The 25,487-nt window shown below is 66.9% G+C and carries 30 protein-coding genes; 26 read left to right on the plus strand and 4 right to left on the minus strand.

The window, feature by feature from the left end; genetic code table 11:
• The first annotated feature begins 91 nt into the window (after positions 1-91).
• Positions 92-1,324, plus strand: a complete 1,233-nt coding sequence (gene fxlM, locus AB0H64_RS34135) for a methyltransferase, FxLD system (RefSeq protein WP_357632852.1) — start codon at positions 92-94, stop codon at positions 1,322-1,324.
• A gap of 42 nt (positions 1,325-1,366) precedes the next feature.
• Here fxlM and AB0H64_RS34140 read toward each other — a convergent pair whose 3' ends face one another.
• Complete coding sequence (locus AB0H64_RS34140; RefSeq protein ID WP_357632854.1) at positions 1,367-2,539, minus strand: tyrosine-type recombinase/integrase; 1,173 nt, start codon at positions 2,537-2,539, stop codon at positions 1,367-1,369.
• 331 nt (positions 2,540-2,870) lie between these two features.
• Here AB0H64_RS34140 and AB0H64_RS34145 point away from each other — a divergent pair, with 331 nt between their 5' ends.
• From AB0H64_RS34145 to AB0H64_RS34155, 3 genes are all read left to right on the plus strand, one after another.
• Entirely contained in the window at positions 2,871-3,122 is a 252-nt protein-coding gene (locus AB0H64_RS34145) for a hypothetical protein (RefSeq protein WP_357632855.1), read from the plus strand.
• On the plus strand, positions 3,119-3,430 hold the full coding sequence (locus AB0H64_RS34150) for a type II toxin-antitoxin system PemK/MazF family toxin (protein WP_357632857.1): 312 nt from the start codon (positions 3,119-3,121) through the stop codon (positions 3,428-3,430). Before AB0H64_RS34145 ends, AB0H64_RS34150 begins: the two co-directional genes overlap by 4 nt.
• Before the next feature lie 392 nt (positions 3,431-3,822).
• Positions 3,823-3,954, plus strand: coding sequence for a hypothetical protein (locus AB0H64_RS34155; protein ID WP_357632859.1), 132 nt, complete (start codon positions 3,823-3,825; stop codon positions 3,952-3,954).
• Between the two features lie 139 nt (positions 3,955-4,093).
• Here AB0H64_RS34155 and AB0H64_RS34160 read toward each other — a convergent pair whose 3' ends face one another.
• Together AB0H64_RS34160 and AB0H64_RS34165 are read right to left on the minus strand one after the other, a co-directional pair.
• Complete coding sequence (locus AB0H64_RS34160) at positions 4,094-4,723, minus strand: hypothetical protein (protein WP_357632861.1); 630 nt, start codon at positions 4,721-4,723, stop codon at positions 4,094-4,096.
• Positions 4,724-5,046: 323 nt separating this feature from the next.
• Complete coding sequence (locus AB0H64_RS34165) at positions 5,047-5,718, minus strand: hypothetical protein (protein WP_357632863.1); 672 nt, start codon at positions 5,716-5,718, stop codon at positions 5,047-5,049.
• 1,432 nt (positions 5,719-7,150) lie between these two features.
• Between AB0H64_RS34165 and AB0H64_RS34170 the strand changes: the two genes are divergently transcribed.
• The 20 genes from AB0H64_RS34170 (at position 7,151) to AB0H64_RS34265 (ending at position 23,572) form a co-directional block, all read left to right on the plus strand.
• Positions 7,151-7,600, plus strand: a complete 450-nt coding sequence (locus tag AB0H64_RS34170; protein ID WP_357632865.1) for a hypothetical protein — start codon at positions 7,151-7,153, stop codon at positions 7,598-7,600.
• Between the two features lie 206 nt (positions 7,601-7,806).
• Positions 7,807-7,962, plus strand: a complete 156-nt coding sequence (locus AB0H64_RS34175) for a hypothetical protein (RefSeq protein ID WP_357632866.1) — start codon at positions 7,807-7,809, stop codon at positions 7,960-7,962.
• Between the two features lie 154 nt (positions 7,963-8,116).
• Positions 8,117-9,847: a hypothetical protein gene (locus tag AB0H64_RS34180; protein ID WP_357632868.1), complete on the plus strand. Its 1,731-nt coding sequence runs from the start codon at positions 8,117-8,119 to the stop codon at positions 9,845-9,847.
• Between the two features lie 212 nt (positions 9,848-10,059).
• Entirely contained in the window at positions 10,060-10,941 is an 882-nt protein-coding gene (locus AB0H64_RS34185; protein ID WP_357632870.1) for a hypothetical protein, read from the plus strand.
• A 95-nt stretch (positions 10,942-11,036) separates the two neighbouring features.
• Complete coding sequence (locus tag AB0H64_RS34190) at positions 11,037-12,179, plus strand: DUF932 domain-containing protein (RefSeq protein WP_357632872.1); 1,143 nt, start codon at positions 11,037-11,039, stop codon at positions 12,177-12,179.
• An 86-nt stretch (positions 12,180-12,265) separates the two neighbouring features.
• Positions 12,266-12,649 carry a hypothetical protein gene (locus AB0H64_RS34195; RefSeq protein ID WP_357632874.1) on the plus strand — a complete coding sequence of 128 codons (384 nt, stop codon included), beginning with the start codon at positions 12,266-12,268 and terminating at the stop codon, positions 12,647-12,649.
• The gene (locus tag AB0H64_RS34200) at positions 12,646-13,653 is read left to right on the plus strand and encodes a hypothetical protein (protein WP_357632876.1); all 1,008 of its coding nucleotides are present in this window, start codon (positions 12,646-12,648) and stop codon (positions 13,651-13,653) included. Before AB0H64_RS34195 ends, AB0H64_RS34200 begins: the two co-directional genes overlap by 4 nt.
• Positions 13,653-14,807 carry a hypothetical protein gene (locus AB0H64_RS34205; protein WP_357632878.1) on the plus strand — a complete coding sequence of 385 codons (1,155 nt, stop codon included), beginning with the start codon at positions 13,653-13,655 and terminating at the stop codon, positions 14,805-14,807. The genes AB0H64_RS34200 and AB0H64_RS34205 overlap by 1 nt, the downstream gene beginning before the upstream one ends.
• 195 nt (positions 14,808-15,002) lie before the next feature.
• On the plus strand, positions 15,003-15,482 hold the full coding sequence (locus AB0H64_RS34210) for a hypothetical protein (protein WP_357632880.1): 480 nt from the start codon (positions 15,003-15,005) through the stop codon (positions 15,480-15,482).
• Positions 15,483-15,580: 98 nt separating this feature from the next.
• The gene (locus tag AB0H64_RS34215) at positions 15,581-16,693 is read left to right on the plus strand and encodes a DUF3560 domain-containing protein (protein WP_357632882.1); all 1,113 of its coding nucleotides are present in this window, start codon (positions 15,581-15,583) and stop codon (positions 16,691-16,693) included.
• A gap of 95 nt (positions 16,694-16,788) precedes the next feature.
• The gene (locus tag AB0H64_RS34220; protein ID WP_357632884.1) at positions 16,789-17,493 is read left to right on the plus strand and encodes a hypothetical protein; all 705 of its coding nucleotides are present in this window, start codon (positions 16,789-16,791) and stop codon (positions 17,491-17,493) included.
• Positions 17,494-17,792: 299 nt separating this feature from the next.
• Positions 17,793-18,173: a hypothetical protein gene (locus tag AB0H64_RS34225; protein ID WP_357632885.1), complete on the plus strand. Its 381-nt coding sequence runs from the start codon at positions 17,793-17,795 to the stop codon at positions 18,171-18,173.
• A gap of 56 nt (positions 18,174-18,229) precedes the next feature.
• Positions 18,230-18,682 carry a hypothetical protein gene (locus AB0H64_RS34230; RefSeq protein WP_357632887.1) on the plus strand — a complete coding sequence of 151 codons (453 nt, stop codon included), beginning with the start codon at positions 18,230-18,232 and terminating at the stop codon, positions 18,680-18,682.
• A gap of 38 nt (positions 18,683-18,720) precedes the next feature.
• On the plus strand, positions 18,721-19,104 hold the full coding sequence (locus AB0H64_RS34235) for a hypothetical protein (protein ID WP_357632889.1): 384 nt from the start codon (positions 18,721-18,723) through the stop codon (positions 19,102-19,104).
• Positions 19,105-19,296: 192 nt separating this feature from the next.
• Entirely contained in the window at positions 19,297-19,755 is a 459-nt protein-coding gene (locus AB0H64_RS34240) for a hypothetical protein (protein WP_357632891.1), read from the plus strand.
• A 144-nt stretch (positions 19,756-19,899) separates the two neighbouring features.
• Positions 19,900-20,256 carry a hypothetical protein gene (locus tag AB0H64_RS34245; RefSeq protein WP_357632893.1) on the plus strand — a complete coding sequence of 119 codons (357 nt, stop codon included), beginning with the start codon at positions 19,900-19,902 and terminating at the stop codon, positions 20,254-20,256.
• A 468-nt stretch (positions 20,257-20,724) separates the two neighbouring features.
• On the plus strand, positions 20,725-21,951 hold the full coding sequence (locus AB0H64_RS34250; protein WP_357632895.1) for a hypothetical protein: 1,227 nt from the start codon (positions 20,725-20,727) through the stop codon (positions 21,949-21,951).
• A 223-nt stretch (positions 21,952-22,174) separates the two neighbouring features.
• Positions 22,175-22,528, plus strand: coding sequence for a hypothetical protein (locus tag AB0H64_RS34255; RefSeq protein WP_357632897.1), 354 nt, complete (start codon positions 22,175-22,177; stop codon positions 22,526-22,528).
• Positions 22,529-22,583: 55 nt separating this feature from the next.
• On the plus strand, positions 22,584-22,856 hold the full coding sequence (locus tag AB0H64_RS34260) for a DUF4314 domain-containing protein (RefSeq protein WP_357632899.1): 273 nt from the start codon (positions 22,584-22,586) through the stop codon (positions 22,854-22,856).
• Positions 22,853-23,572, plus strand: a complete 720-nt coding sequence (locus AB0H64_RS34265; protein ID WP_357632901.1) for a hypothetical protein — start codon at positions 22,853-22,855, stop codon at positions 23,570-23,572. Before AB0H64_RS34260 ends, AB0H64_RS34265 begins: the two co-directional genes overlap by 4 nt.
• Before the next feature lie 44 nt (positions 23,573-23,616).
• On the opposite strand, the gene AB0H64_RS34270 is transcribed toward AB0H64_RS34265, so the two are convergent.
• A complete protein-coding gene (locus AB0H64_RS34270; RefSeq protein ID WP_357632902.1) occupies positions 23,617-24,048 on the minus strand; it encodes an SANT/Myb-like DNA-binding domain-containing protein in 432 nt (143 codons plus the stop codon).
• Positions 24,049-24,649: 601 nt separating this feature from the next.
• Between AB0H64_RS34270 and AB0H64_RS34275 the strand changes: the two genes are divergently transcribed.
• Positions 24,650-24,838 carry a hypothetical protein gene (locus tag AB0H64_RS34275; protein WP_357632903.1) on the plus strand — a complete coding sequence of 63 codons (189 nt, stop codon included), beginning with the start codon at positions 24,650-24,652 and terminating at the stop codon, positions 24,836-24,838.
• Positions 24,839-24,906: 68 nt separating this feature from the next.
• Entirely contained in the window at positions 24,907-25,395 is a 489-nt protein-coding gene (locus tag AB0H64_RS34280; protein WP_357632904.1) for a single-stranded DNA-binding protein, read from the plus strand.
• The last annotated feature ends 92 nt before the right edge of the window (positions 25,396-25,487 follow it).

A 25,487-nucleotide genomic window follows, 5' to 3' on the forward strand; every position in this document is an offset into this window, starting at 1 on the left:
GCCGGCGGGCTGCTCGATGAACTCCCACATTTGCTGGCGTGCTCCTTGCCGTCCCCCGGAACTGTCGTAGGGCCAAGCTAACGTTGAGCGAGTGACCATCGACACACTGTCATCAGAGTCTCCCGAACGCCTCCGCGCCGACATGGTCGCCGTGCTGATGGAAAGAGGCTCGATCCGCTCTCCGGAGGTAGAAGCGGCTTTCGCGAAGGTCCCGCGCGACAGGTTTGCCCCCGAAGCGTCTCTCACCGCCGCCTACTCGCCCAGCGATGTGGTTGTCACCAAGCGCGACGCTACAGGCAGGGCGACGAGTTCGGTCAGTGCGCCCTGGCTCCAAGCCGAGATGCTGGAAGCTGCCCAGCTCGCATGCGGGGCGAAGGTCCTGGAGATCGGCAGCGGCGGCTACAACGCCGCACTCATCGCTGAGATCGTCGGTCCTGAGGGGCTGGTGGTCTCCGTGGACATCGACCCATTCGTCACCGAGCGCGCGACCCGATTCCTCGCAGAAACCGGCTACTCGCAGGTGAAGGTCGTCCTGGGGGATGCTGAGGACGCCGCTGAGAAGCACGCGCCCGAGGGGGGATACGACGCCATCCTCGTCACCGTGGGGGCATGGGACTGCCCTTGGGGGCACCTGCTCGCTCAGGGCGGTCGTATGGTCGTTCCTCTGCGGTTCTCCACGATCACCAGGTCGTTCACCTTCGTTCGGGACGGCGACCGCTTCATTGGCCTCGACCCGACCGTGTGCGGGTTCGTCGCGATCCAGGGCGTCGGGGCGTACCACGACCAGGAAGCCGTCCTTGCGGACGGTGTTGTGAAGCTGACCATCGAGAGAGGTCCCGCGCTCGACGTCGCCGCGCTCGACCGGGCGTTGGTCGGAGAGCGGACCGAGCTGTGGACCGGCGTGACGGTCGCTGGCGGGGAGCCGTTCGACAAGATGCACCTGCGGATCGCTTCCCTCGATGACAGGTTCGGCATGATCTGGCGAGACCCTGACCGGGGCGGCGGCCTCGTCGACCTGGCGATGCGCTGGTACTGCCCGGTTCTCATCACCCCGGATAGCTTCGCTTACCTCACCGTCCGCGAAGTTTCTCCCAACGACGAGGCCGAGAAGCGCCGGTGGGAATTCGGCGTTCGCGGACACGGCCGCGAGGGCGGCGAACTCGCCCGACAGCTCCATGACCACGTGCAGACCTGGGACCGCGACTGGCGCGACCATGCCGGCCCGGACTTCACCCTCTACCCCGCCAAGGTCACGGTGCCGGTCCCAGCCGTTGGCCGGATCTTCCGCAAGCGGCACACCCAGCTCGTCATGGCCTGGGCGTGATCGCCGTGCCGTCCCTGCTCGGTGGACCCGATTGGAGTGCCCTTACGTAGCGTTTCCCCTTCTTCTCCCGACTCCGGGCAACGGGGTCGCCTCCGGCGTGCGCAGCTTGTCCACGGCCGCGCGGCGGGCCCGCTCCGGCCGCCGGTCGTACCGCGCCGTGGTGGCGGGGGAAGCGTGGCCGAGCAGGGCTTGCGCGGTGGCCAGGTCCACGCCGGCGTCGAGGAGTTCGCCGGTGAAGGTGCGGCGGAAGTCGTGCGCGTCCGGGGCCTCGGCGAGCCCGGCCTGTTCGGCGCGGTTGGCGATCACGTCCCCGACCGTCTGGCCGCTCATGTGCGCCACGGTGCCCGTCCGGGTGCGGCGCACGTGGCCGCCGCGCGGGGTGAAGGGCGCGAACAGCCCGCCCGGGTCGGGGCCGCGGACGGTCAGCCACGCCTCGAGCCGGGCGATTGCGCTGGAGGTGAGGTAGACGTACCGCTGCTTGTTCCGTTTGCCGTGGCGGATGCGCAGGGACCGGTCGGCCGGGTCGTAATCGGCCAGCGCCACCCCGGCCAGCTCGGACCGGCGGGCGCCGGTCGAGTACAGGGCCGCCAGCAGGGCCGCATCCCGCAACGCCGTGCGGCGCAGCCGCTCACGGTGCGCCTCGTCGTCGACGTCGTCGGGGTCGGGGTTGAGGTCGGCGTCGCAGGCGGCGAACAGCGCCCCCACCCGCTCGACGGGCAGGTGCTTCCCGGCGGGGAGACGCGTCCCCGCGAACTGGCCGACGCGCTGGGCGCGGTCGCGCTCGTCAGCGGTCATCAGGCCCAGCAGCCACGCCCGGTCGAGGACCTGGCGCAGGGCGACGACGTGCTTGTTCCGGTACGCGGTCGACCACGGCTCGGGGTCGGCGTTCTTCTTGCGGGTGGTCGCCGCGGCGATCAGGGCGCGGATGTGCTGGGTGTGCTCGGCCCGCAGCAGGTGCCAGTGGACCGTCTCCCCGGTGATGGCGAGCACGGCAGGGTCCGGTTTTCCCTTGGGGTCGCGCCCGGCGGGGCCCTTGCCGGCCATGAGGCGGGCGATCCGGTCAAGGCAGCCCTTCATGGTGCGGCGGGATTCGGCACTGTCGAGGCTGTCGAGGTAGGCCCAGTACGGGTTCTTGCCCCGATCGACCGCCGCCACCACGGCGGGCAGCCCCTCGGCCCCGTCCGCCGTGGCGAGCACGAGCAGGTTGTCGCTCACTGTGGCCTCAGCGGGAACGTCACGCGCAGGAGGTAGCGGTCTCGCCGCCCGTGCCACTGCGGGTTGGCCGGGCTCGCCGTCATGCTGGCGGGCGCCGGTCCAGTACCGGACCTGCGTGCCGAATGTCCCGTAGTTGCATGAGTGAGTCCTTTTCTACGTCTTGGGGCTTACGTCCTGACGCGCTCGGGGTCACAGTCCCGAGCGCGTCAGGACGATGATCATAGCGATTTTATCGGTGGGAATCGACATTCCCGGTAATAAAAAATAAGTATCGGATGCCGCCGTGCTCCTACCCGGGGTAATACCGGGCGAGTACAGTGGGGGTATGGCTATGGAGAAGACTTCCGTCAGCATGGAAGCGTGGATCTTGAACGCGGTGCGCAAGCACGCCGAGGAGAACGGACTCAGCGTCTCGGCCGTCCTAGCGCGCGGCGCACTGCGCGAGATCGCCGCCAATCACAACCCGGCTGCCCGCGCCACGGTGTACGGCGCCGGCGCGGTCGCCGCTCAGGAGGCCGACGAGCGGATCGTCGCCGAGGACCTCACCCGGGCCGCTGATGAGCGCCACGGCGAGGCCGCGTGAGCCACCGATTCGGCGAGCTGTGGACTGTTCAACTCGGCGACCGCGACGAGGTCCGCCTTGTCGTCTCCGGCGACTTCTACCACACCCTGTACGGCGACAACGTGCTCACCGCGCACGTCGAGGCAGCCGACATGGCCCGCGCGCTGACCGCGTTCGCAGTCGACGTCGGCGAGGGTCGCGCCGCCATGATCGACCGGATCAGCACGGTGGCGGCCGTCCGGCTCAAGAGCAAGGTTGGCGACCTGCCCGACGAGCAGCTCGCCGCCGTACGCGGCATGATCGCGACCATTTTCGGTACGGCGGGGTGACCGTGAAGCGAGCGATTGAGCGCCTGGCACGTCGGCTCACCCACTGGGGGCGGCGCGATGCCGCGCCGCGCCGTGCGTCCTGACGAGGTGGTGGTGCAGGTCTCCCCCGGCCATGTGCCCGAGGAAGTGCGCCGCGCACTCGGCGACCAAACAGCGGAGGCGATCAAGCGCAGGGCGGCCCCCGAGCGGCTATAAAACGCTGAGAGCGTCCAGGAGCGGCCGTGCTACTCGTGGATCTCCTACCATTCGGCGACCCAAGTTCGCCAGTCAGCGTGCGCTACAGAGAGATCGTTTAGCGAAGATCGCGAAACGCGAACCGGACACCACTCGATGTCCGTCAAATGTCACGCATTTCGGGCTCGAACTGATGGACGAGTCTCACGCTCGCCACCGTGGTGGAATCCCCCTCGAACACCCACGAGCCCCCGCCCACCTTGGCGATTCTCGGCAGGTCACCGTGGGGGCCGCTCGGGATCCGCATCCTGTGGATGCAGGCCCGCACTCACGCCATGCTCGTCTCGTGAGTCAAGTGCAGTCCCGCTTTCCCACAAGACCTCAAACTCTTTAAGCAATTCTTTGCCGAACTTCGAATCCAGTTGTATTCGAAGGTTTGTGCTGCTCGGAGAGGGTTTTTTGTGCCAGAAGAATCCGATGAATGCTGCATCATCCCCGGCAAATATGTGCAGTCGAGGGAAGTGCGTCGTAGGTTTTTGCTTCTATGGCATTGGGATATCTGTCGACAAGGTCCAACAGGAGAGCCCTATTTGTATCAAGATATGTGGGAACGAAAGCTTCTTTGTAGCCCAGGTCTCTGGAGCGCGTTTTGGCTGAATGGGACTCACGATGCAGAATTAGTACCTGTACTTTAGCGCCATGCGCGGCTGCTTCTTCTATGGATTCCAATAGGAAATTCGGATCACTGATAAATGTATCGAGCACTCTTACGGTCTTCTTTGAAATCTTCAGTTCGTTTGCAACACGATCAGGGGGAAGGGCTGGGAACACTTCCGTGATACCCATGCCCTTGAGCTGCGAAAGCCCGGCTAGCTGTTCACTCAATGCATCTGACACGATTTGATGCAGTTGATGTTGGAAACTTCTTCTAAGTGTAAAATGGCTCGCCCATCCTATCAGTCCAGAAGTAAGCAATGCAATGGCCAGTGCTCTCGCGAATTGCCCCGGCCATTCAGGCCAAAAGGGAAAACTGATTGCTAGAAAGGCGACACCAAGAAGCGTAAAGATGAGAGATACAATTATCGCCTTTAGTTGTGCGCTCTCTTTGTGGTTTGCCATAGCGTCTTTGCCTTTATTGTCGACTGCGTGAGCTCGTATTAGAAGGTAAGTCTGGAAAATAGGTCCAACCTTTTCTCGATACTATAGAGGTCCTCGATGGAAATATCGACAAACATGAGTCAAACAATTTGTATAAGTCTTTTCCTGGCTCGTCGTCCTGTGATTCTGCATCATGCGGCGAAAGTAAAGGCGATCCAGCCAAAACTTGAATAATGGTCAGGATTTCTAAAAGTATGGACTGTGGGATGGCCTCCAAGTTTTGATATCTGGCACCTCCACAGGCTGAACCAGGCCGCGTCTGGCACGTAAGGCACGTCCCTTGATCAGGGCGCTCCCGATAGTACCTGATCAGCGACTTTCTGGACTTGCGACCAGATCTCTGTGACAGAAAGTAAGTTAAGCGAGACGGTTTCGGTATATCCGTTGTAGGCAAGCCCGTTGTCGAGCACGGGGGGAAGCGCGTTGGCGCGCCAGGACCGGATGACGGCATCTTCGACCGTCCGAGCTTGAGCCCCGAGCCCGAAGCGCATGATTTCGATCTTCGTCCAACCATTACGGCTGAGTTCGTAGAGTCGAGAGTTCTTCGGGCTGTCCTCGCATATGCCGATCTTGGCGGCGGCAAGGTCGAGCCGAGTCACGAGATAGAGAAGAGCTGGTCGGTCGGGCTTGAACCCGTGATCGGGGCAGATCTCACACGGTCCGCTGTTGAAGCGGCTGTTGAGGACAGGCGCGCATGGGTGGCCTTTTGCGATGCAGCGACCAGGCCACTTGGTCGCGTCATTCTGGTAGGGAATGTCCGGGTCTGGGTTGTAGCCCCAGTCCTTGGCGAGCTGGCGAGCCACCTCATCGGCGAATCGCTTCTTTCCGCCGCAGGCCTCGCAACCGCCTTGCCCGCCATTTCTGATGTTGTCCAGGCGCGGGCCTGGATCGCAGACCTGCCAGCAGCGTAGACACCATGATCGCGTTGGCGTTTTCACGTCGACGACTTCCACCATGGGCAACACCCGCCCTAATCTGATCATCTCTGTCCGGCGTTTGTGGGCTCGATCTCTCTTTCGACAGTGGATGCAGGCCACGTCGCCTTTCTTGGCTAGGGCGCGGACGGCACTTAGGTAGGCCGGAAAGGGGTCAGAGTGCCCTTCGCACGTCGGGTTCAGGCATCGGATTCGAAACGGGATAGAAGTTCTGCCCGGGTATGGGTCAACAGGTTCGGCCCCGGACGCACGAAGCTCCAAGACAACGGCAGCGTGATCGGTGGGGAGACGCTTCACGGCGGAAGCGTGCCATACGGCACTGACAGTCGCCTGCGCATGGTCTTGGCGTTGACGCGGCGGTGCTGGCCGTCTTCTCCAGCTCTGTAGCCAGGTTGCCGGAAGGCCAAGTACTTCTGCTCCGACAGCATCGCGACCGTCTCCGATGCCACCCAGCCGTGCGGGACACCAAAGCAGAGAAACTCGCCGACCCGTCTGGATCTTGTTGGCCGTGCTCTTGGAGCGAAACCGCGGTTCGGTCGCGCCTGCCGCCCTTGTGGTGGCAAGGGCTCTTCTACTAGCCAGTGCAGCGACATCTCGCCGCCGCGTTTGGCGAGCAACGGCCGAACTCCTTCTGAGGCCACGAACCGCAGTTCGGCCTGATGACCCGCAACGTCACGCGATGTGCGTTCCGGCCCACGGGGCCCGCCGAGTCTCCCACAAATATCCGCACAGACGTCGCCGTCCTGATTGTGGGAGCCGCCGGCGGCCCTTGGTCTGGGCTCCCCATGCTGGCCAGCGCACGTCATGTGACCAACCTTGACGGCTCGCATGATCACCCCACGAGACTCCTACCGACACGGCGTCCTCCTCGCCGACGGTGCCCACCTGTGTCGACACCGCCGTCACCAGCTACCTGGTCGACGGCGTTCTCTCCGCCACCGACACCACGTGCACGAGGCACGGCGCCACGGCTGACCACGGCGCCATCGGACCCCTGATCGCGCCGATGTCACTGACGCTCGGGTGGATGCAGCGCGGGTCCAGAAGCGGCCAGCGAGTTACGAGAGCCCCGTCGCCGTCGTCAAGTCCACCCCGCTCCCGCCCAAGACCGGTCCGGTCCTCCTTCCAGGCATGCTCCGATGCCTACGCGCCTCGCTGTCCTGCCCAGTGGTCCTCATGGTGTCCACCCGTTCCCGGCGGCCGACTGTGCGCCGCCGTTCCCGGCCCCGGCAAGCCGGGTTCTCGCCCGCTTTGTCGTCTTGGGCGGCAAGTGCGGGCATTTCAAGATCTTTTGCTGCGCAAAACATCTTGAAATGCCCGCACCACCCGGCTTGCCGGGGCCGGTCTCGTCGTCGCCCCATCGGCTTCTCGCCGGGAACGGGCGGCCACCACCGAGAGCCCCCGCCCAGGAGACATGCACACCGTGCAGGTCAGGCTGCGGAGAAGGAGCCACATGGACGACATTCAGATCAGCGTCACCGGACGCATCGCCTACGACCCGAAGTTCTGGAGCGCCAACGGCGACATGCCGCCCATGTGGTCGGCCACCGTGGAGACCTCCGGGCCCCCGACCACGGGCCGGAGCGGAACCTACGTTCCGACCCGCTTGATCGAGGTCGTGGCCTACGGGCTGGACGCGATCCGGGCAGCGGAGTCCTATCACGTCGGCCACGTGATCACGGTCCAGGCGCGGGACTTAACGGCCCGTGCCTTTGAGTCGAAGGATCGTCAGGGCAACCGGATCGTGCGGGGTGTTCCCCGAGTGGTCGCCAAGGCACTGGCGATGTCTTCCCGGTACGACCCGGTACGTCAGGAGCCGGGCGAGTGGCCGCCGGCGTCACCGAGGCTGGCTCAGGGCGCGGCCACCCCCGTCAGGGAGGAAGAGGCCGTCACCAGCGGCTGATCACCACACCAGGGGCGGTCTCCACACAGGAGGCCGCCCCCGGGGGCTGACCGTCTTACGGCGCGCAAGCCAGGGTCCGCACACCTGAGACCCCGCCTTCACCTTGGAGGATTGATGAAGGACCGCGCCATCGCCGAGGCCCTCGCCGCCCAGATCCGCGAGGTCGGCTACAGCGTCGACGTCCCGGACGAGCCGACCAGCGGCGTGTGGCGGCTCACCATCAGCGGGCGAACCTCGTGGACGGCCACCGTGGACGTGCCCGTTGCGGCGGGCCCGACAAGCTCACCATCAAGGCGTCCGACCCGCAGGAGGCCGCTGCGTTCGCGGACCTGGCCCGGGCGCTGGGGTGCGAGAGCGACTAGCCGACCGGCATCTGACCTGGTGCTGGCGCGCCGCCGTCAGCACCCATCACCACCAGCACATCCCCGCCTACGCGGCCCGTTGCGGAGCCGCCGTCATTCGTTACGGCTCTTCAGCCGTCCGCTACTGCTCACTCGAGGAAGGGAGGGCTCGTTCATGTCTGTCGCACCGTTGGACCGACCAGACCTCATCGAGCCAGAGGACATGCGCCTGCTGCGCATCCCCATCAAGTACCTGGATCACTATCCCGACAACGTCCGCGAAGACTTCCAGCTCACCCCCGCCTTCTGCAAATCGATGGTCACCGAGCTCCAGGTAGTGCTCACGGTGATCCCCATCCCTGACCACCACGTACGGCAGGAGGGCGAGGAAGAGTTCCTGTTCTGGGTGGTCAAGGGCAACCGCCGCCTGGCCGGCGGTCGCAAGGTGAAACTGAAGGACATGCTGTGCCTCGTCGACCTCAACAAGGCCGGTGACCGCGCCAAGCGGTTCCTCGACCAGGTCGTCGAGAACGACGAACAGCTCCGCCGCCCACTGACGCCCTTCGAGGAAGCCAAAGCGCTGTTTCAAGCCCATCAGGCGGGAGCCAACCGCGCCGAGATGCGCCAGCGCACCGGACGAAGCCGGCAGCAGATCGCTGACGGCATTCGGGCGGGCCGGCTGAGCGAGCAGACCACGCGAGCAGCCCAGGACATGGACTACGCCTGGACGGTGCCCGATCTGGTCTTGCTGGCCGAGTTCGACGGGAACGCCAAGGCCCTGGCCATGATCGAGAGAGCGGTCGACAGAGGTCACCCGGTGGCCTACGCCGTTGAGTCAGTCCGCGACCAGCTCGCCGAGGAGGCCGCCCACGAGAAAATCGTGGCCGAGCTTCAGGCCTCTGGTGTGCGGGTTGCCCCAGAGTTCCCTGATGGTGCTCTTCTGCTCCCGAGTTTGAGCCGCCTGCTCGACGACTTCGACCCGGATGGCCATGCTGACTGCCCAGGGCACGGCGCTTACTTCAGGAGATACGACCCGCTGCAGCCCGTCTACTTCTGCTCCGCTCCGACCTCGCATGGCTACCGTCCCCCCGAGCACCCAGCGGTCATGCCCGCAAGCGCAGGCTCCACTTCGGGAGCCTCAAGGCAGCGTTCGGAGACCGACCTTCTTCCGCGAAAGCTCGTGGTCGAGGGCCGAAAGGCGTGGCCGCGCGCCGGCACAGTGAGACAGGCTTGGCTGGCCGAGTTCTTCCAGCGTAAGACGGCGCCCAAGGCGGTGCTGCCCTTCGTCACCAAGGTGCTGCTGACCATGCCCGGCCCGGTGCGAGCCTTCTTGACGGAGGCCCACCACAGCTCGCTGTATGCGAAGTTCGGTGGTCCCACCGACCCCGTCAAGGCGCTGGAGGGTGCCACGCCGGGCAGGCTGGCCATGCTGTTGCTGCGCGTCATCGCGGTCGCCTTCGAGCATCAGATGACGTATGGCGAGGAGGCCAAGAACACCTGGCGATCCGACAAGTACAGCCCATGCAGCACCGAGGACGCGGCCCTGTGGCTGCGCTTTCTGGTCACCACCCTCGGCGCCGAGCTCGGGGCGCGCGCTCACCAGCCGGCGCCCATCGAACGAACCCTCATCGAGGGCAAGCTCTATGCCGGTGACATCCCTCAGGCTGCCGTCGATGACGACGCTGACAACGAACCGGCGACAGAAGACGATGCCGACCCCGACGTTGGCACGAGCCCCGACACGGTCGCTCAGCCGGCTCTCGCTGGCGACACGGACGCCGCTGCTGCCCCCGGTGCGTTGCTGGAGGTGGGCCCCTACTCCAGCGACGCCATCAACCGGCTCATCGCCGAGTTCACCGGCACCGATAGCGATGAGGACGGTTTGAGCTACCCCGAAGCAGCCTGAGTCGCTGCCTCCCACGAACCGGCCCCTGGGCGGTGCTGCGGCGCCCAGGGGCTTCCCCGTCTTGTCGGCCGAAAGAACCATTCATAGCTGACGCCGTGTCCGCCGCCGTCATCGGTTCCGAGCCGCATTTAACCCAGGCCACGCGTCCTTTTCACTCTCCGCCCCCGGTGGTCACGCCGGGGGCGCTTCGACATGCCCGCATGGAGGATCGGATGTCCATCAGCTACGCCTACCACCGGCCGCTTCCCATCGGAGGCGATCTCGCCGTGCAGTCCGACCCCGGGCCACGCCCGTGGAACGCCCATCACGTCACCATCAACGCCTACCGGCGCAGCACCGCGGTGGCGATCGGCGACGGCGACAGCCTCAACGACCACGACCACGCCTCCTTCTACGCCCGCATCGCGGCGGAGACCAGCGCCGCGGCGGCCGCGCACAGCGCGAACGCCGCAGCCGGCGTCCACGCTGCCCGCCAGGCGCTGGCCATCAGCTTCGCCGAAGAGGCTGACCGGTCCTCTACCGAGAGCGGCGCCATCGTGGCCGGGCTCATGACCGCCGTGGTCACCGACTGGTTGATCGACCTGAGCTGGACGGGTAACGCGCTGGCTTTCGCCTTGACCAGCGACAACGCCGTACACGCGCTCGTGCGGCCGAACCCGGCCACCTGGGCACTCCAGCCCGTCCAGCACCGCCAGGTGTGGCGCGAGCACTCCGGCCCGCCCGGTGACGCCGCCGAAGTCCTGGACGTTCGCAGACTTCTGCTGTGCTCCGACGGTCTGGCCCTGCCCCTGCGCGTCGGCGAGATCACCCGCATCTTCAGCCGGGAGGCTTCCGCTCCAGCCCTGTGCGCGCAGCTGGTGGCCGCGGCCAACCAGGCCGGCGCCTTGGACAACCTCACCGTGGCCATCATCGACCTGCCCACCACACCGACAGCCGCTGAGACGGCCACCGAGGCGGCTACTTCGACCTCGCGCCGCTTCCTGCTGCCCGTCCACGCCATTCCCTCGCCCGGCGACCACGACGCGGGCACGTCCCGCCGCGGCGTTCCGGCCGATGCCGGGCGCTCCAGCGCTCCCCTTCTCCACGCAGCCTGACCAGCGTCATCACCATCACACGCGGGCCCGCCGCGCCTTGCGGCAGGCCCCGTCTCGCCCAGCAGACGCTGCTCTTCACCGCGGAAGGAATCCTCATGAGCATTGCCTCCCAGATACCGCCCCTGACCCGGCGCAACGCCACTCTCGGCGATCTTGTCGAAGTGCTGCGCGCCCAGCACGCGCGCAAGGTCGACGTCATCGTGCCCGCCGCGCGGCTGAGCGCCACCAGCACCCACCTCGAGCTCGTCGGCACCGAACCGTTGGTGACGCCTGACGGCGTCACCGCCACCGCTGGCCGCTACCGGCCCACCGACATCTGCGACCAGGGCGTGGCCGCCAAGCTCGGCATACCCGTGCAGTACCTGCGCCGCATGCGGGACTCGCTCCCCAGCCTCTACGACGCCAACGTCAACGGATGGCTTCAGGCCGACCCCACACGACGCTTCCTGTTTCGGGGACTGGCCGGGGACAACGGCGTAGGAGTCGGACGGGCGCTGCTGTCCAACAGCTACAAGATCGTGGATAACCTCGACGTGCTGCTGGCCGCTCTCGACGGCATCAGAGCGACCGGCGTCCCGGTCCAGATCGACGGCGCCGACCTCAGCGAACGACGCATGTACTTGCGCGTGGCATGCGAACAGATCCGCGCGTACGCCCCCGAGCTGCTCAAGGGCTACCGCGACCCCATCACCGGCCGGCTCGCCGACGAGACCCCGATCGTGTTCGCCGGATTCATGCTCACCAACAGCGAGACCGGGGATGGCGCCTTCACCATCACCCCGCGGCTGACCGTGCAGGTGTGCCGCAACGGCATGACCATCACCCGCGACGCGATGCGTGAGGTCCACCTGGGCGGCCGGATGGATGACGGGGTCGTGCGCTGGAGCGATGACACCCGCACCAAGAACATCGCTCTGATCACCGCCAAGGCCCGCGACGCCGTCCGCACCTTCCTCGACGCCGACTACGTCCGTGCCAAGACCACCGAGCTGGCGCGCCAGGCCAGCCGCGAGATTCACGATCCGGCAGCGGTGATCGAGCTGGTCAGTAAGCAGCTGTCCTTCAGCCCCGAGCAGCAGCAGCTCATCCTGGAGCACTTCATCAAGGGCGGCCAGCTCACCGCTGGCGGCGTCATGCACGCCGTCACCAGCGCTGCCCAGCTCCTTGACGATCCGGACAAGGCGTTCGATATGGAAAGCCGCGGCATCGAGGCCATGCAACTGGCCACGACCGCGTGAGCCGGGACCCGGCACCCCGTGAGCCCTTGCCTCCTTCTCGCGCCGTGAGAGGGACGCGCTCCTCTTCCGACGAAAGGAGATCTCGCATGTTGCTCGACCAGGATCCGTCGCCCGCCTCTGCCTGCGCCCCCGGCGATGGCCATCCCGTAGCGCCGATGACCTCGCACGACCTCCAGCCTTACCCTCGATTCACGGTGCTGGACGCCCCTGGCGTCACGCCGGGCCTGCACTACGTGGTCTACGATCTCCTGCACGGCAGAGTCGCCTACCGCGACCTCCCCGATTACACCGACGCCACGCATAAGCGGCTTAACCCGCTCGGCTGCTGCCGCCGGCAGGGCCCACTGGTGTACTTCGCCACCTTGGCCACCGCCGAGCAGTGGATCCGCGAGCATAGCGGCGCCCAGTCCGCTGATGACGGGTTGGGCGTCGGCAACGCTCCACCCGACGGTGAAGGCGGCGCCGCATGACGACGTCGACCGCGCTGCCGTCGACAGCAGACGATCCCCGGCAGGCCGGCCATGACCCGCCGCACGCGGTCGCCACCTCGAACGGCCGCTACTACAGCGATCCGGCCAACGGGAATCTGCTCGTGTCGGTCACCAACGTCCTCGATCAGCACTCCAAGCGCGGGCTCGCCCCCGCGGCGGCGTCGCAGACCGCGACGTGGTTCGCCGACCACCTGCCCCAGGCACTGCGGGCGGCGGTCGACCCCGAGGAACTGGCCGCCTTCCGCACCCAGGCCGCCAGCGTCTACCAGCAGGACTGGGAACGGCGAGCGCAGCTCGGCATTCGCGTGCACCGTCAAGCCGAAGCCATCAACCTGGACGCTCCCATCGCCCCCGACGCGGATGCCGAACCCTTCATCACCTCCTACCTGGCGTGGCTGGAGGACTTCGGTGTCAGCATCGGGCGCGACATCTCCGCGGCCGAATGCACCGTGCTGCACCGTGGGCTCGGCTATGGCGGTACCAGCGACCTGTGGGTACGGCTGCGTTTCCCGACCGAAAGCTCCCCGCTGATCGGCCGCTACCGGCCTCGCGCGGTGCCGGCCGATCCGCTGCCCACCCCGTCCGGGCTGTGGCTGGTGGACATCAAGACCTCCACCAAACACCCCGCCTCCACCGTGTGGAGTGAGTACCCGCTGCAGCTGGCCGCGCTCAGGAATGCCGAGGTCGCGTTGATCTGCCCGCCCGAGTGTCGCTACGGAGCCGCCGAGGGTCATGGAAGCGCCCACGAGTTCGAAGTGCCGCAGTTCGTCGGCACAGCCATTCTCAACTTGCGCCGTGACACCTACGGCTTCATTCCGCTGGAGGCCTCGGCGGCCGAGTTCGACGCCTTCTGCCATCTGGTGCCGGTCGCCCGCTACTTCCACGGCCAGGACCTGCGCGGCCGCAAGCCCATCCGGCCTCCGAACGCCCCGCCTGCCAAGCCCGCACGGACCAAGAACCGGTCCAGGAAGGAGAGCGCCTGATGCCCATCGAGCCCTCGCTGCTTCAGCGTCGTCACTGGCAAGACGGCCGCATCCGCATCGGCACCAGCAAACCCACGCCCGACGGCAACAAGCAGCCGCTCAGCTTGAGCACGTTCCGCTTCACCAGCGCCTCACTCCGATTCATCACCGCGATCGCTGAGCGCTACGGCGGAACGGTCAATCCATGGCAGTGGGCCGACGGTCCCCAGCACGAAGTCATCACCAAGGCCAACCAGCTGCCGGTCATCCTGCCCCCGTTCCCGATCACCCAGTTCATGGAGCTGTGGGATGGCCCCAACTGCGCACGGCGCTGCACCGGCAAGCAGGAACTCCTCACCAAGCGAAGCTGCCTGTGCGGGCCCGACCTGGATCTGCGCCAGCGCACGTGCAAACCGACCACGAGGATGTCCGTGCTGCTGCGGGACATCCCCAGTCTGGGCCTGTGGCGGCTGGACACCAAGGGATTCACCGCGGCCGAGATCCTGCCCGGCGCCGCCGAGTTCCTCGCCCGTGTTGGGGACTATGTCGATGGCGTGATCACCGTCACCCGGATGAACCGCACTATCATGGGCCAGCAACGCTCCTACGTGGTCCCCGGGCTGATCGTGGAATCCGCCGACGACCAGCTCACCCCCGGCCGGCTACTGGCCGGGCAGGCGATCAACCGCTACCAGTTCAGCGCGCATTCTCCCGCCCCGGCCATCACCACCGGCACCGCGCCTGGCGCTCCTGACTACATCGCGATGGCAGCCACCACGACCAGCGCCGAAGAGATCAAGGCCATCTACAAGCGGGCACGCGATGCCGGTCACCTGACCGAGACCCTGAGGACCGTTCTGAACGCCCTCGGCCAAGCCCGCAGCCACAACATCCAGGCCGAACTCACCACCTCCGGTACGCGAGCCGGCCGCGCCAGCGTGGCAGCGGAGACCGAAGAGGCCGAACGGCTACGCAGCCGGATCCTCACCGCTTGGCCCGGAACCATGACCGAGCTGCATCAGCAGTTTCACAACCAGCACGGCACCACTCTCAAGCAGGCAAGCCTCGCTCAGCTGACCGCTTTCGCCGCCCTGACGGCACGCACCAACCCGAGCCACGTTGACGAGATGCCTCCCGACGTCGTGAACGGCGATCTCATCGACGACCAGCCGTAATACAGCCATCGGCTTCCGTGGGGACCCCGTCGCCTCGCTGATCGCCTGCCCGCGCGAGGAACGCTCCAGCGGCTGTGCAGCTCTTCCCCAGGCGGTGGACACCACCTTCCCTTCGACGACGAGGCACCCGCCTTGCCGCCGGGCTGACATGCACCAGCGCGTCGGCCATCCCCTCACAACCGAAAGGCACTACTCATGATCATCAAGACGGTCGACCTGCGCGAACGGGACCTCGCCTGGCACGTCTATGACCTCATCACCGATGCCGGGTGCACCACCTGGGACCAGACCGTGTGGCGGTCGACCAGCCAGTGCGGCACCGTGGGCTGCTACGCGACTCATGTCGCGCTGGCCGCCGGCGGCCGCTGGCTCGTCGACATCGACCCCGACGAGAACCTGTGGATCCACGGCACTCCGGTCACCGCCGAGGACAAGAAGGACCTCCTCCACGGCCGTATCACGGAATACATGATCGCCGTCGACGGCGATCCCGAGCACCACATCGAGACCGTGCGCCAGCAGAAGGTGATCCACGTCGAGTACCGGGCCGCTCACCTGCTCAGGCTCGACGAGCTGTTGAGCGTCTACGAGCTGTTCAACTGGAACAACTCAGCGCCCATGCTGGCCAAGCTGCTGGAAGAGGAGTTCGGCCCCCGGCCGCGGCCTCAAGCCTGACGCACCCCCTCGATCCAACGCGGCGTTCATCGCGTCCCCGACCTCGTTCGGCGGCGCGATGAACGCCGCTTTCGTCTGCGCCCTGAAAGGAGGACAGCATGATCACTATCCACGTATCGCCCGCCCAGGGCCTTATCGTCACCGGCACCACCCCTGAACTCCGTCACCTGCTGGGCCGTCAGGAGGGCGGCCGTCAGGAGGGCGGACTGGGGTTGCTCTGGTCAGACCGCATCGTCCACAACGGCCAACGCGGAGCCTGGTACGAACCTCACTCCCGCGACCAGCACCCCTCCCGGCATCAGGCCCGCGTCCGCGAGATCGCGGATGCGCTGCGCGCGGTCGGTCACCAGGTCGCCATCGACGTCACCGGCCAGACGAGATCGGTCGCCGCCGCCGAGGCAGACCTGTACGAGCGCGCCGACACGCGGGCCGGCGCCTACCGAGGCTTTGCCGCCAACGCCCAAGCCCGGGCCGAAGAACACCGCGCGGCCGCGCAGGCGGCCACCGCAGGCTATCCACCCGGCCAGCCCATCCTGCTCGGCCACCCCTCACAGCGCCGCCATGAGAACGCGATCGAGCGCAACCACGCTCACACCCGCAAGGCGATCGCCGAGAGCGACCGGGCCCAGTACTGGCGCACCCGGGCCAAGGCCGCCGAACACCTGCAGCAGCACCGCCGCAACCCCCGCGCCACCATGCGCCGGATCGAGCGGCTGGAGACGGATCTACGTCGCGTGCAGCGCCGGCTCAGCGGCGAAGCCCATCCTCGGCTGGTGGAGCGTGACGGCCAGGCCGTGCTGAACGAGCAGGGCCGTCCCCTCGTGCAATGGCAGCCCGCCACGGGCTCCTACCGCGACCAGCTCCTGCATGAGCAAACGCTGATCCTGGAGAAGATCGGCTACTGGAAGGACCTGATCGCCAAGGCCGAGGCCGACGGCGTCAAGGTGTGGGGCCCTGATGACTTCACCGTCGGTGACTTCGTCCTCTACCTCGGCACCTGGTACGAGGTCCTGCGCGTCAACACCAAGAGTCTGACCGTCCCCACCGGCCCTCTTGAGCCCGGCCGCCAGATGGTCCGCCAGGCCGACAACGTCGACCGCTTCGGCCAGCCGTCCACCTCCACCGGCCGGCTGCCCTACCACGAGGCGCAAGACCGGATGAGCCCGGCCGAGGCCGCGCAGCAATTCCCACCGGCAGAGTCCACCACCTGACTCATCCCCCCACAGACCGGGAGGGTCGGTGCCTTCCTTCTCCGAGACGCCGGCCCCTCCCCTCCTTCCACCTGCCTTCAAGGAGGTTCTTGCCGATGGCCGAGCTCACGCCCCAGGCCATAGCCAGCCATGCCATCACGCTGCACGCCGGCCCCTACGGACCGCTACGCATCCTGGCCAAGCCCAACCCGGACACAGGAGTCCTGCGCTGCCGCGTCGAAGCCACCAAGGCCGTCGGCGTCTTCACCCTCGAACCCGCCTTCGACGCCGACGACGTCGACCTGACCACCACCCGCCTGTACGTCCACTACGGCGACGAGCTTCCCTCCGGTGCCCACACGGGTCAATACCGACCGAACCGCCCGGTGATCAACCGCACGGTCCACCTGGTCGACTACAGCCTCATCGACGCCCACACCGCCCAAGAAGGCGGCCGAACACCGAACGACCTCGGCATGCGGATCTGGCGACGTGATGCCGGCAGCGGGCACCGACGCGCCGCCGTACCCGACCGGACCGCACGCCACGTCGCCGCCATCGTGGCCCAGCTGGCGATCTACTGGCTACAGCGGCCCGACCTCGACCACCTGCGCCGCGCCGCGGCCCGACACCTGCTTCACCGCATCGGCCTGCAGCACAAACGCGACCGCATCGCCGAACTCGAGGCGATGATCGCCGACAAGCAGCGCGAACTCGCCAAGCACCGGACCCAACTCGCCTGGATGTCCGACCTCGTGACCGAGCACGCCGCCTCGACTCCCGGCCCGGCCGTCAGGAGGATTCCCCGGGCCGTCGCCTGACCGAGGAGCGGCCAAGGCAGCCGTCATCCAGTCCCTCCCATAGCCACCCCTTCATGTGCGAAAGGAACGCTCATGCCTCATCCGCATCGCCGTCACATCGCCGTCATCCTCGACCGCTCGGGCAGCATGCAGCGCGTCAAGGCCGACACCGAGGGGGCCTCAAGGCCTTCCTCGCCGAGCAGATCAGCAACACGGCGGAGACGTTCGTATCCCTCTACCAGTTCGACGATTACTGCGAGCCCGTCTACGAGTTCCTGGCCTTGGCCGACGTCCCCGAATTCACGCTTCTGCCGCGCGGCATGACCGCTCTGTTCGACGCGATCGGCACGACGCTCACCACGCTGGACGCCCAATTCGATGCCATGCCCGACAGCGACCTGCCCAGCGAGGTCACCGTGGTCATCCTCACCGACGGCTTGGAGAACGCCTCGATGCAGTGGCAGTCGCGACGCCAGATCCGCAACCTCATCGCCACGCTCCAGGACAAGGGCTGGACGTTCGTCTTCCTCGGCGCTGACCAGGACGCCTTCACCGCGGCGGACGACATCGGCATCGGCCCGGACACGACGCTGTCCTACTCCTCCACCCGCACCACCGAAACCCTGACCCGTGCCGGACGCATGGTCTCGCGCGGCGACAAGACGTTCACCGACGACGACCGCAACGCCACCCGCCACTGATCTCCCTCGCTCCCCCGCACGACAAAGCCCCTTCACTGATCCGGAAAGGAAACGCGATGTCCATCGATGACATCCCGAGCGAGTCACCGGCCAGCGACGAGCTGCTGGCCGCCCTCACCGCCGCCGCCCGGAAACTGCGCGAACATGAGCTCCAGCACGACGCCGCGTGGCCGGACGAGCTCTGCCTCAACCTCACCACCTACATGGGCCGACACATGGCGGCCGTCTTGATGAGACTGCGGCAGAGCGAGACGGAGCTTGTCCGCATGCGGGCCGAGCAGTCCTTCGTACGGCTCCAGGGGTATGGAGCTGTCTGGACTGGCACGTTCGTTCAGGTGCGCCTGCCCGGCGAGCTGCTCACTGTCGAAGAGGCAGGACTGCTCCACCAGGGCCTCATGGAGTCGCTGGTCCTCGCGGGACACCTTCGCCCGCGTTACGTGACCGCCGAGCAACTGGCGCAGTTCCCGACAGAGCCGAACATCGACGACGAGCTGGACGCGGCGGACTGATGCGAGACAGCCTCCCCCTCCTCGGCTACCGCTGGGAGATGACCCTGGCATCGTTCTTCTTCGCGCTGGGGGCAGCGCTTGCGGTGGCGGGCTGCTTCATCGCCTGGAGGATCGCTCTTCGCGCCGTGGACAAGCACATCTACGCTGCGCGCGAGGCCGCGAGACTCCTTCGTGTCGAACGGGACCGTGCCTGTGCTCAGGCCATGGCCTACGGTGACGCACTGAACGACATCGTCGACCTCGCCGACTGGTCCAGTGGCCTGCCAGCAGCGCGAGCCATCGCTAAGCAAGCACTGGAGGCCGGCGCCTACCCGGGACGGCTTCGCGCGGCGCAGGAGGCGCTGCAAGAGGCCGAACGGGAGATCCAGGAGCTGATGGCAGAGAACATGCGCCTCGCCTATCTCGCGGTGGAGCCGCAATGAAGCTCCACCCGATCATGCCGCTCCCGGCCGAAACCTGGCGGAGGTCATGGCCAGCGGGGGTGCCTTGCCCGCCATGGTGAGTCTGCGCATCGGCTGGCCAACGCCACAAAGAACCTGTGCCTCTCCGGCCATCCGCCGGTCAGTGCTCGACAGAGCCGATACCCCAGACGATCAGCCCGAAAGGAGTAGGTCATGAAGAACCGGCGACGAAAGATCATTGGATACCGCGTCGCCCTTGTCCGTCCGTACGGAGACAACGGCGAAGGAGTGGAGGTCACCCCGCTCGGCCGACGTTACGAGACCCGCACGACGGCTGAACACGCTGCCGCGCTCGTGCAGCACGCAGCGGTCATTGAACTGCGCGCGGGCGGTTGGTGTAGCGCGGATCCCGCCGGGCGTCCTGATCCGCCTCGCTGGCGCGTGGTGTGCCCGGTGGAGAAATGGGAGGTACCCGCTGCCACCTGGCTGGCGGCGGCCGCCGCGGCAGGACGCCTCATCCGCCATGACGGCTCCCCTCCTCACCGTCACCTCGTGGTGACCACGAACCAGGGCGCCATCGCCGCCGCCCGAGCGCACCTGACGGCATCGCACGACGGCGTAGAACACCAGTCGCGATCGAGCGATCGGTTCCCGGCGCACAGCACTCCATAGAACATCCTCGATATCGACCGGCCCGGCCCAAGCCAGGGCCTTTTTTCATGCCCTGAGTCAGGGATCAGAGCAGCTATCCCGCATCAACCCAGCCCCGGCCCAGGTCAGCGTCTGTGCGGTCCTGGGCCCCTGGAAGGAGGACAGGTGAGCCTACGACGCCGCAAACCACGCTCACGCACGCAACGAACGCTCGCGGCCGGCGCGGTGATCGCGCTGGCCGAAGTAATCGAGCTCTTGGACAACGGCCCCGCCCTGCCCTACGCCGCAGTTCTCGCACGACACATCGTGGCGATCGTGAAGGGGACCGCAGCCGCGTTTGCTGACTGCGGGAACGACATGGATCTTTCACGGCGTGAAGTAGCCCTCGCCGCCGTGGCCATCACGAGCACGGTGAATGCCTGGGTCAGGCAGGGCAATCAGGTCACCTGGGACCAGTCCATCCGAGATGTGCACCGCGCGTGCAGCAAGATCCGCAGTGAGGCCATGACCTGGGCTTGCTGATGCGGACACGTCGCTCTGCGGCGGCCCACTCGTCCTCGCCGCCGCATCGCGGTGTGGCAGATTCCCTGCCCCGCTTCAAGCCTCAAAGCCGCAAGCAACGGATCTGAGTCCTGGGCATCGGCGGCATGCCGCACCAGGCGTGGCCGACGGCGTGAAGCCATTGCCGGCACCCCTGTCGGAAGCCGCAGGCCAACGCGGGGTTCCCCTTCCGGCTTCGCAGCCTGCGTCACAGGTCGCCGCCCCCGCAACCGTGCTCCCGCCGTATTCCACGACGTCCGGTAGGTGAGTTCTGGGCTTTTCAAGATCTTTTGCTGTCGCAAAACATCTTGAAAAGCCCAGAACCGCACGGTTGCGGGGGCCGCTCCCCGTGCCGCTGACGGCTCCCGCCGGAAGGGGAAGACCGCCGCCTCGGCCCCAAGCTCCCCTCTTTGTCCGGCAGCCCATCAGCCCACACCCCTAGGAGCTGCCATGATCACGCCTGCACAGCCTCATCAGGAGCTGCCCAGCCCGCTGAGCACCGGCACGGACGCCGAACCGGACGCAGACCGTGAACCCACCATCGCCATCGTCGGCGGATCCATCACCGGGCCCATCCTGGCCCTGCTGCTCCAGAAAGCCGGCTTCACCAAGGTGTCGGTCCTGGAAGCGTCCCCTCGGCCCTATGCACAAGCCGGCGGCGTGATCGGCCTCGACCACACCTCGCTGGCCACGCTCGATGCCCTCGGCATCCCCCAGCACGAGTTCGTGCCCTTTCCGAGCGAGCGCGTCATCGCCGTCCATGTCGCCGACAGGGTAGAAGCTGGCCGCGTCCAGACGCTGTATCCGGGCCGCAACACGGGCTGGCACCTTCTCAACGGTGCCTTGCTGAACCGTCTACCCGAGGGATGGCTCCAGCCCGGTAAGGCGGTGCGCTCCCTGAGCGGCGGCAACGGCGGCAAAGCGCGGCTGGAGTTCGCCAACGCCGCCCCGGTCCTCGCCGACATGGTGATCTTCGCGGACGGACGTCGCTCGATCGGTCGCCGCCTGCTGGAACCGTCCCGGCCGCTGCGCTACGCGGGATACGTCGCTTGGCGCGGTCAGCTGCCTCACAGCTTGCCCGGCCTATACGACTTCACGCGCTACGAGACCCACAGCACCCAGTTCAACATCTTCCCCCTCATTCGCAAGGACGGCACCGTCGGGTTCGACTGGACCTTCTACCTCAACATGACCGCCGAGCAGTTCACCACGTTGCTGGGCGCCGATCCGACCCACCGCACCTACGTCCTGCCCCACCAGATCACAGCCGAGGCAAGAGCACTGGTCATCGACCAGGCTCAACTCCTCCTGCCATCTACGGCCGCCGACATGGTGACCACCACGAACGAGTGGAACGCGGCACCTGTCCTCGATATCGACGCTCCCCAGCGCATGGTCCATTCCGTCGGCAACAGCCACGCGATCCTCCTGGGAGACGCTCTGGCCCCGGTACGCCCGCACACCGCCCGCGGCGCCAACCAGGGAATCGACCAGGCCCAGGGCCTGACGATCGCACTCAGCCAGCACCTCCACCACGGCGCTGACCTCAACGCCGCTCTGGACGGCTGGCAGCGCCGCTATCTCCCCGCCGTCCACACGGCTCTTGATCTCGGTCCCCAACTCGGCGCCGCCATGGGGCTCGGACTACAACGAGTCCCCGAGCTGGTGCCAGCGTGACCGGCTGCTACCGGCCCGCCCGCGACATCTAACCGAGCTGAGACGTCCACCCCGCCACCGACCGGAAAGTCGGTGGCGGGGTCGATGCCCCCGGACGCGGCAGCGAATCCGCGCGCCCGGCACGCCTGAGCCGTCCGCCGCGACACCGGCGACTGCCTGGCAACCAGCCGCTCACACCACAGCCCTCCACCGCCGTATCACGACCTCACCCAAGGAGCACCTCATGATGTCCCCTTCGGTACGCGCCGACCTGACCGACCTACTCGCCTACCTCGGCTGCGAACTCAACGATTCCGAGGCAGACCTGCGACCCACGGTGATGCACGCCATCGCCGAACTGGCCCGTCTCCTGAGTGAGGAGCTCGACGAGGAAGAATTCCGCTCCCTCCTGGCTTCCACCCCTGCCTCAGGGCCACCGCAGAGCCCTGCTGCCAGCTCTGAGACGGCTACCGCCTCAGATCAGCTTGGTCGAGCGGAGGTGCTGGCCGTACGCGAGAACGGCACCCTCCTGAAGATCCGCGACGATCGAGGCATCCGGCACGTCCAACGCAGCTCACACGGCTGGGTCGAGCTGTGACGCCCACACACCAGCCGAGCGCATACCCCACACCCAGCCGCCCAAGGAGACCACCATGCCCGACACGTTCCAGCCCGGCGACCGCGTCGAGCTGATCGCCACCTCCGACCCCTACACCCGACTCGTTCCCGGACAACAAGGCACCGTGATTCACGTGGATTCCGGCGGAGGCATCGCCATCCACTGGGACTGCGGGTCGATCCTCGGCATGCTTCCCGGCCAGGGCGACGAAATCCGTCACATCACCAGATCCGTCCCGCCGCCAGCGATGGATCAACCAGACACGGCGCCGCAGGCCCCGCCCACCGACGACAGCCAACAGCCATGACTCATCACGTCGTCCAATTCTCCGGAGGCATCGGCAGCTGGGCCACCGCTCAACGCGTCGTCGACCAGCATGGAACCGCCAACCTCACGCTGCTCTTCGCCGACACCCTGGTAGAAGACGACGATCTCTACCGGTTCAATCGCGACGCATGTGCCCAACTCGGCGTAGAACTCACCACCGTCAGCGATGGCCGCACACCGTTCGAGGTGTTCCACGACACCCGTTTCCTCGGCAACTCACGACTCGCGCCGTGCTCCTACTGGCTCAAGCAAAAGCCCTGCCGCGACTGGTTGACGACCCACGCCGATCTCCACGACACCATCGTCTACATCGGCATCGACTGGTCCGAACAGCACCGCCTCCCCGCCATCCAACGAGGATGGGCCCCCTGGCAGACCTGCTTTCCCATGACCGAACCCCCGTACCTCACCAAGGACGAGATGCTTCATCAAGCTCGCGTGCTGGGTATCGAGCCTCCCCGCCTGTACCAGCAGGGCTATCGGCACAACAACTGCGGCGGAAGCTGCGTTCGCGCCGGCCAACGGCACTGGCTCCATCACCTCCACACCCATCCCGAGCGGTTCGCCCACGCCGAGCGACACGAGAACCTGCTCCGTGCCCAACTCGGCGACGTCGCCATCCTCAAAGAACGACGAAACGGCCGCACACGACCGCTCCCTCTGACTGAGCTACGCCGAAGGGCACAAGCCGCGTGATGCTCAGCACGGACGTTCTGCAGGGATGAGCGCCCAGGAGCGCCCTACACGGCCGGGTGCGGCACCTTGGTAATGCCGTGCTTGTTCCTGAGCCGGGATCTGATCGCTCCAGGACTGCGCTGCATGACAGCAGCAAGCTCTTTCACCGATGCCCCAGGTTCCGCAGCGAGCTGGAGCAACTGCCGGTCATCCTCCTCTGACCACCCCACATACGCGCTGGAGTGCTGGACTTTCTGCTGATCCACGCCAGAACCGTGCCGCGCTTCATCATCCGAGACTGCAACCGCCGCATTGATCAACCGTCCCAGGAGCGCCAGATCAGCGACCGGGAGAGTCCCGCCTAGCGCCGCGATCTCCACGCCATCGGCATCGTGCCCGCTCACCTGCAGAGACAACACGCCGTCCTCGCCGGCTTGCGCGATCACCTCATAACTACGGTCCTGCTGCGCCAGGTGAACTCGCACCGCCTCGCTCATAAGACACCTTCCCGCAAGGGCCATCACAGCCTCATTCTCCTTGCACAGCCGCCCGTTCGCGCGCGTCACCAGCGAGCGCCTCACCGGTCGCCCATGGCGCGGCACCGCGTCCGCTGGGCGGGGCCGTCGGCCCCGCCCAGCGGCGAGCACTCTCGCAGCCCAAGCACCGCCGTACCGGTCTCGCCGGCCTCCGTCACGCACCCCAAACCGAGTCCGCGGGACCCGCCCCGGAGCCTGTGCAGCGCCGCAGCGGTGGGGTCGCAGACGGAAAGGTCGGTGGGGGAAGGGCTCGTCTCAGGCAAGGCCCATCGGATACTCCCCGTCCGACACACCACCGGCTGAGCAGCCGCCCCGCGTCCCGGCACAGTCACCCTCGCAGGCGCGCGGTCGTCCCGCAACCAGGTGGCTGATCCCGCCCAGCCAAGATCTTTTTCTGCGCGGAAACCACCGGCTTCGCCGGCGCCTTCCTCAACCGCGCAGAAAAACATCTTGGCTGTCCGCGGCCACCTGGTTGCACTCCTCCCTTCGCCTACGTGGTCGCCCGCACCGAAACACGGAACGGCCGCCCCGCCGGCGGCCCGCCGGACAGAAGGAGTCCCCGATGAACCTCGCCCTCGACGTGCGCCCTTCCCCCACCGACCTCACCGCCTGCTCGCGTTGCGCCGATCCGGTCACCCTCCAGCACAGCTGGAAGGTCAACGGCGGCGGGCGCATCTGCATGGGGTGCGTGACGGAGGCCGTCGAGGCCTACCAGCTGGCGGCCGCAGCCGACCGCGAGCTCCCCTTCTAGCCCCCTGGGCGGGGCCGTCGGCCCCGCCCTTCCCCCATCCCGCTTCACCACCGCAAGGAGACGCAACCATGGCCAACGACATCGTGATCACCATCACCGGCAACCTCACCGAGGACCCCGAACTGCGCTTCACCCCCACCGGAGACGCCGTAGCACGCTTCCGCGTCGCCTCCACCCCGCGATTCGTCGACCGCCACACCAACGAGTGGAAGGACGGCAACAGCCTCTTCATGACCTGCAACGTCTGGCGCGGACAGGCCGAGAACGTCGCTGAATCCCTCAAGCGCGGGATGCGCGTCATCGTCGAAGGGCGCCTCAAGATGCGCTCCTACGAAACCACCGAAGGCGAAAAGCGCACCGTCTACGAACTGGAGGTCATCGAGGTCGGCCCCTCACTGCGCAACGCCACCGCCGCAGTGACCCGCACCAAGAACGGCCAGACGCCCGCACCCGGACCCGCGCCCATGCAGGACTCGTGGGCGACCACCTTCCCTGAGCGGTCCAACGTCGAGCCCGCGATGGCGATGGCCAACGGTACTGCTGAGCCGGACTTCTGAGCCTCAGTGGTGGGGGGGGCGCGGTCGGGCCCCCCCCCGCCCCCCCCGGGGGGGGGGGGGGGGGCCCCCCCCCCCCGCCGGGGGCGGGCGGG

It is taken from the genome of Nonomuraea sp. NPDC050733, assembly GCF_040654215.1.
In the GTDB taxonomy this organism is placed as follows: Bacteria; Actinomycetota; Actinomycetes; order Streptosporangiales; family Streptosporangiaceae; genus Nonomuraea.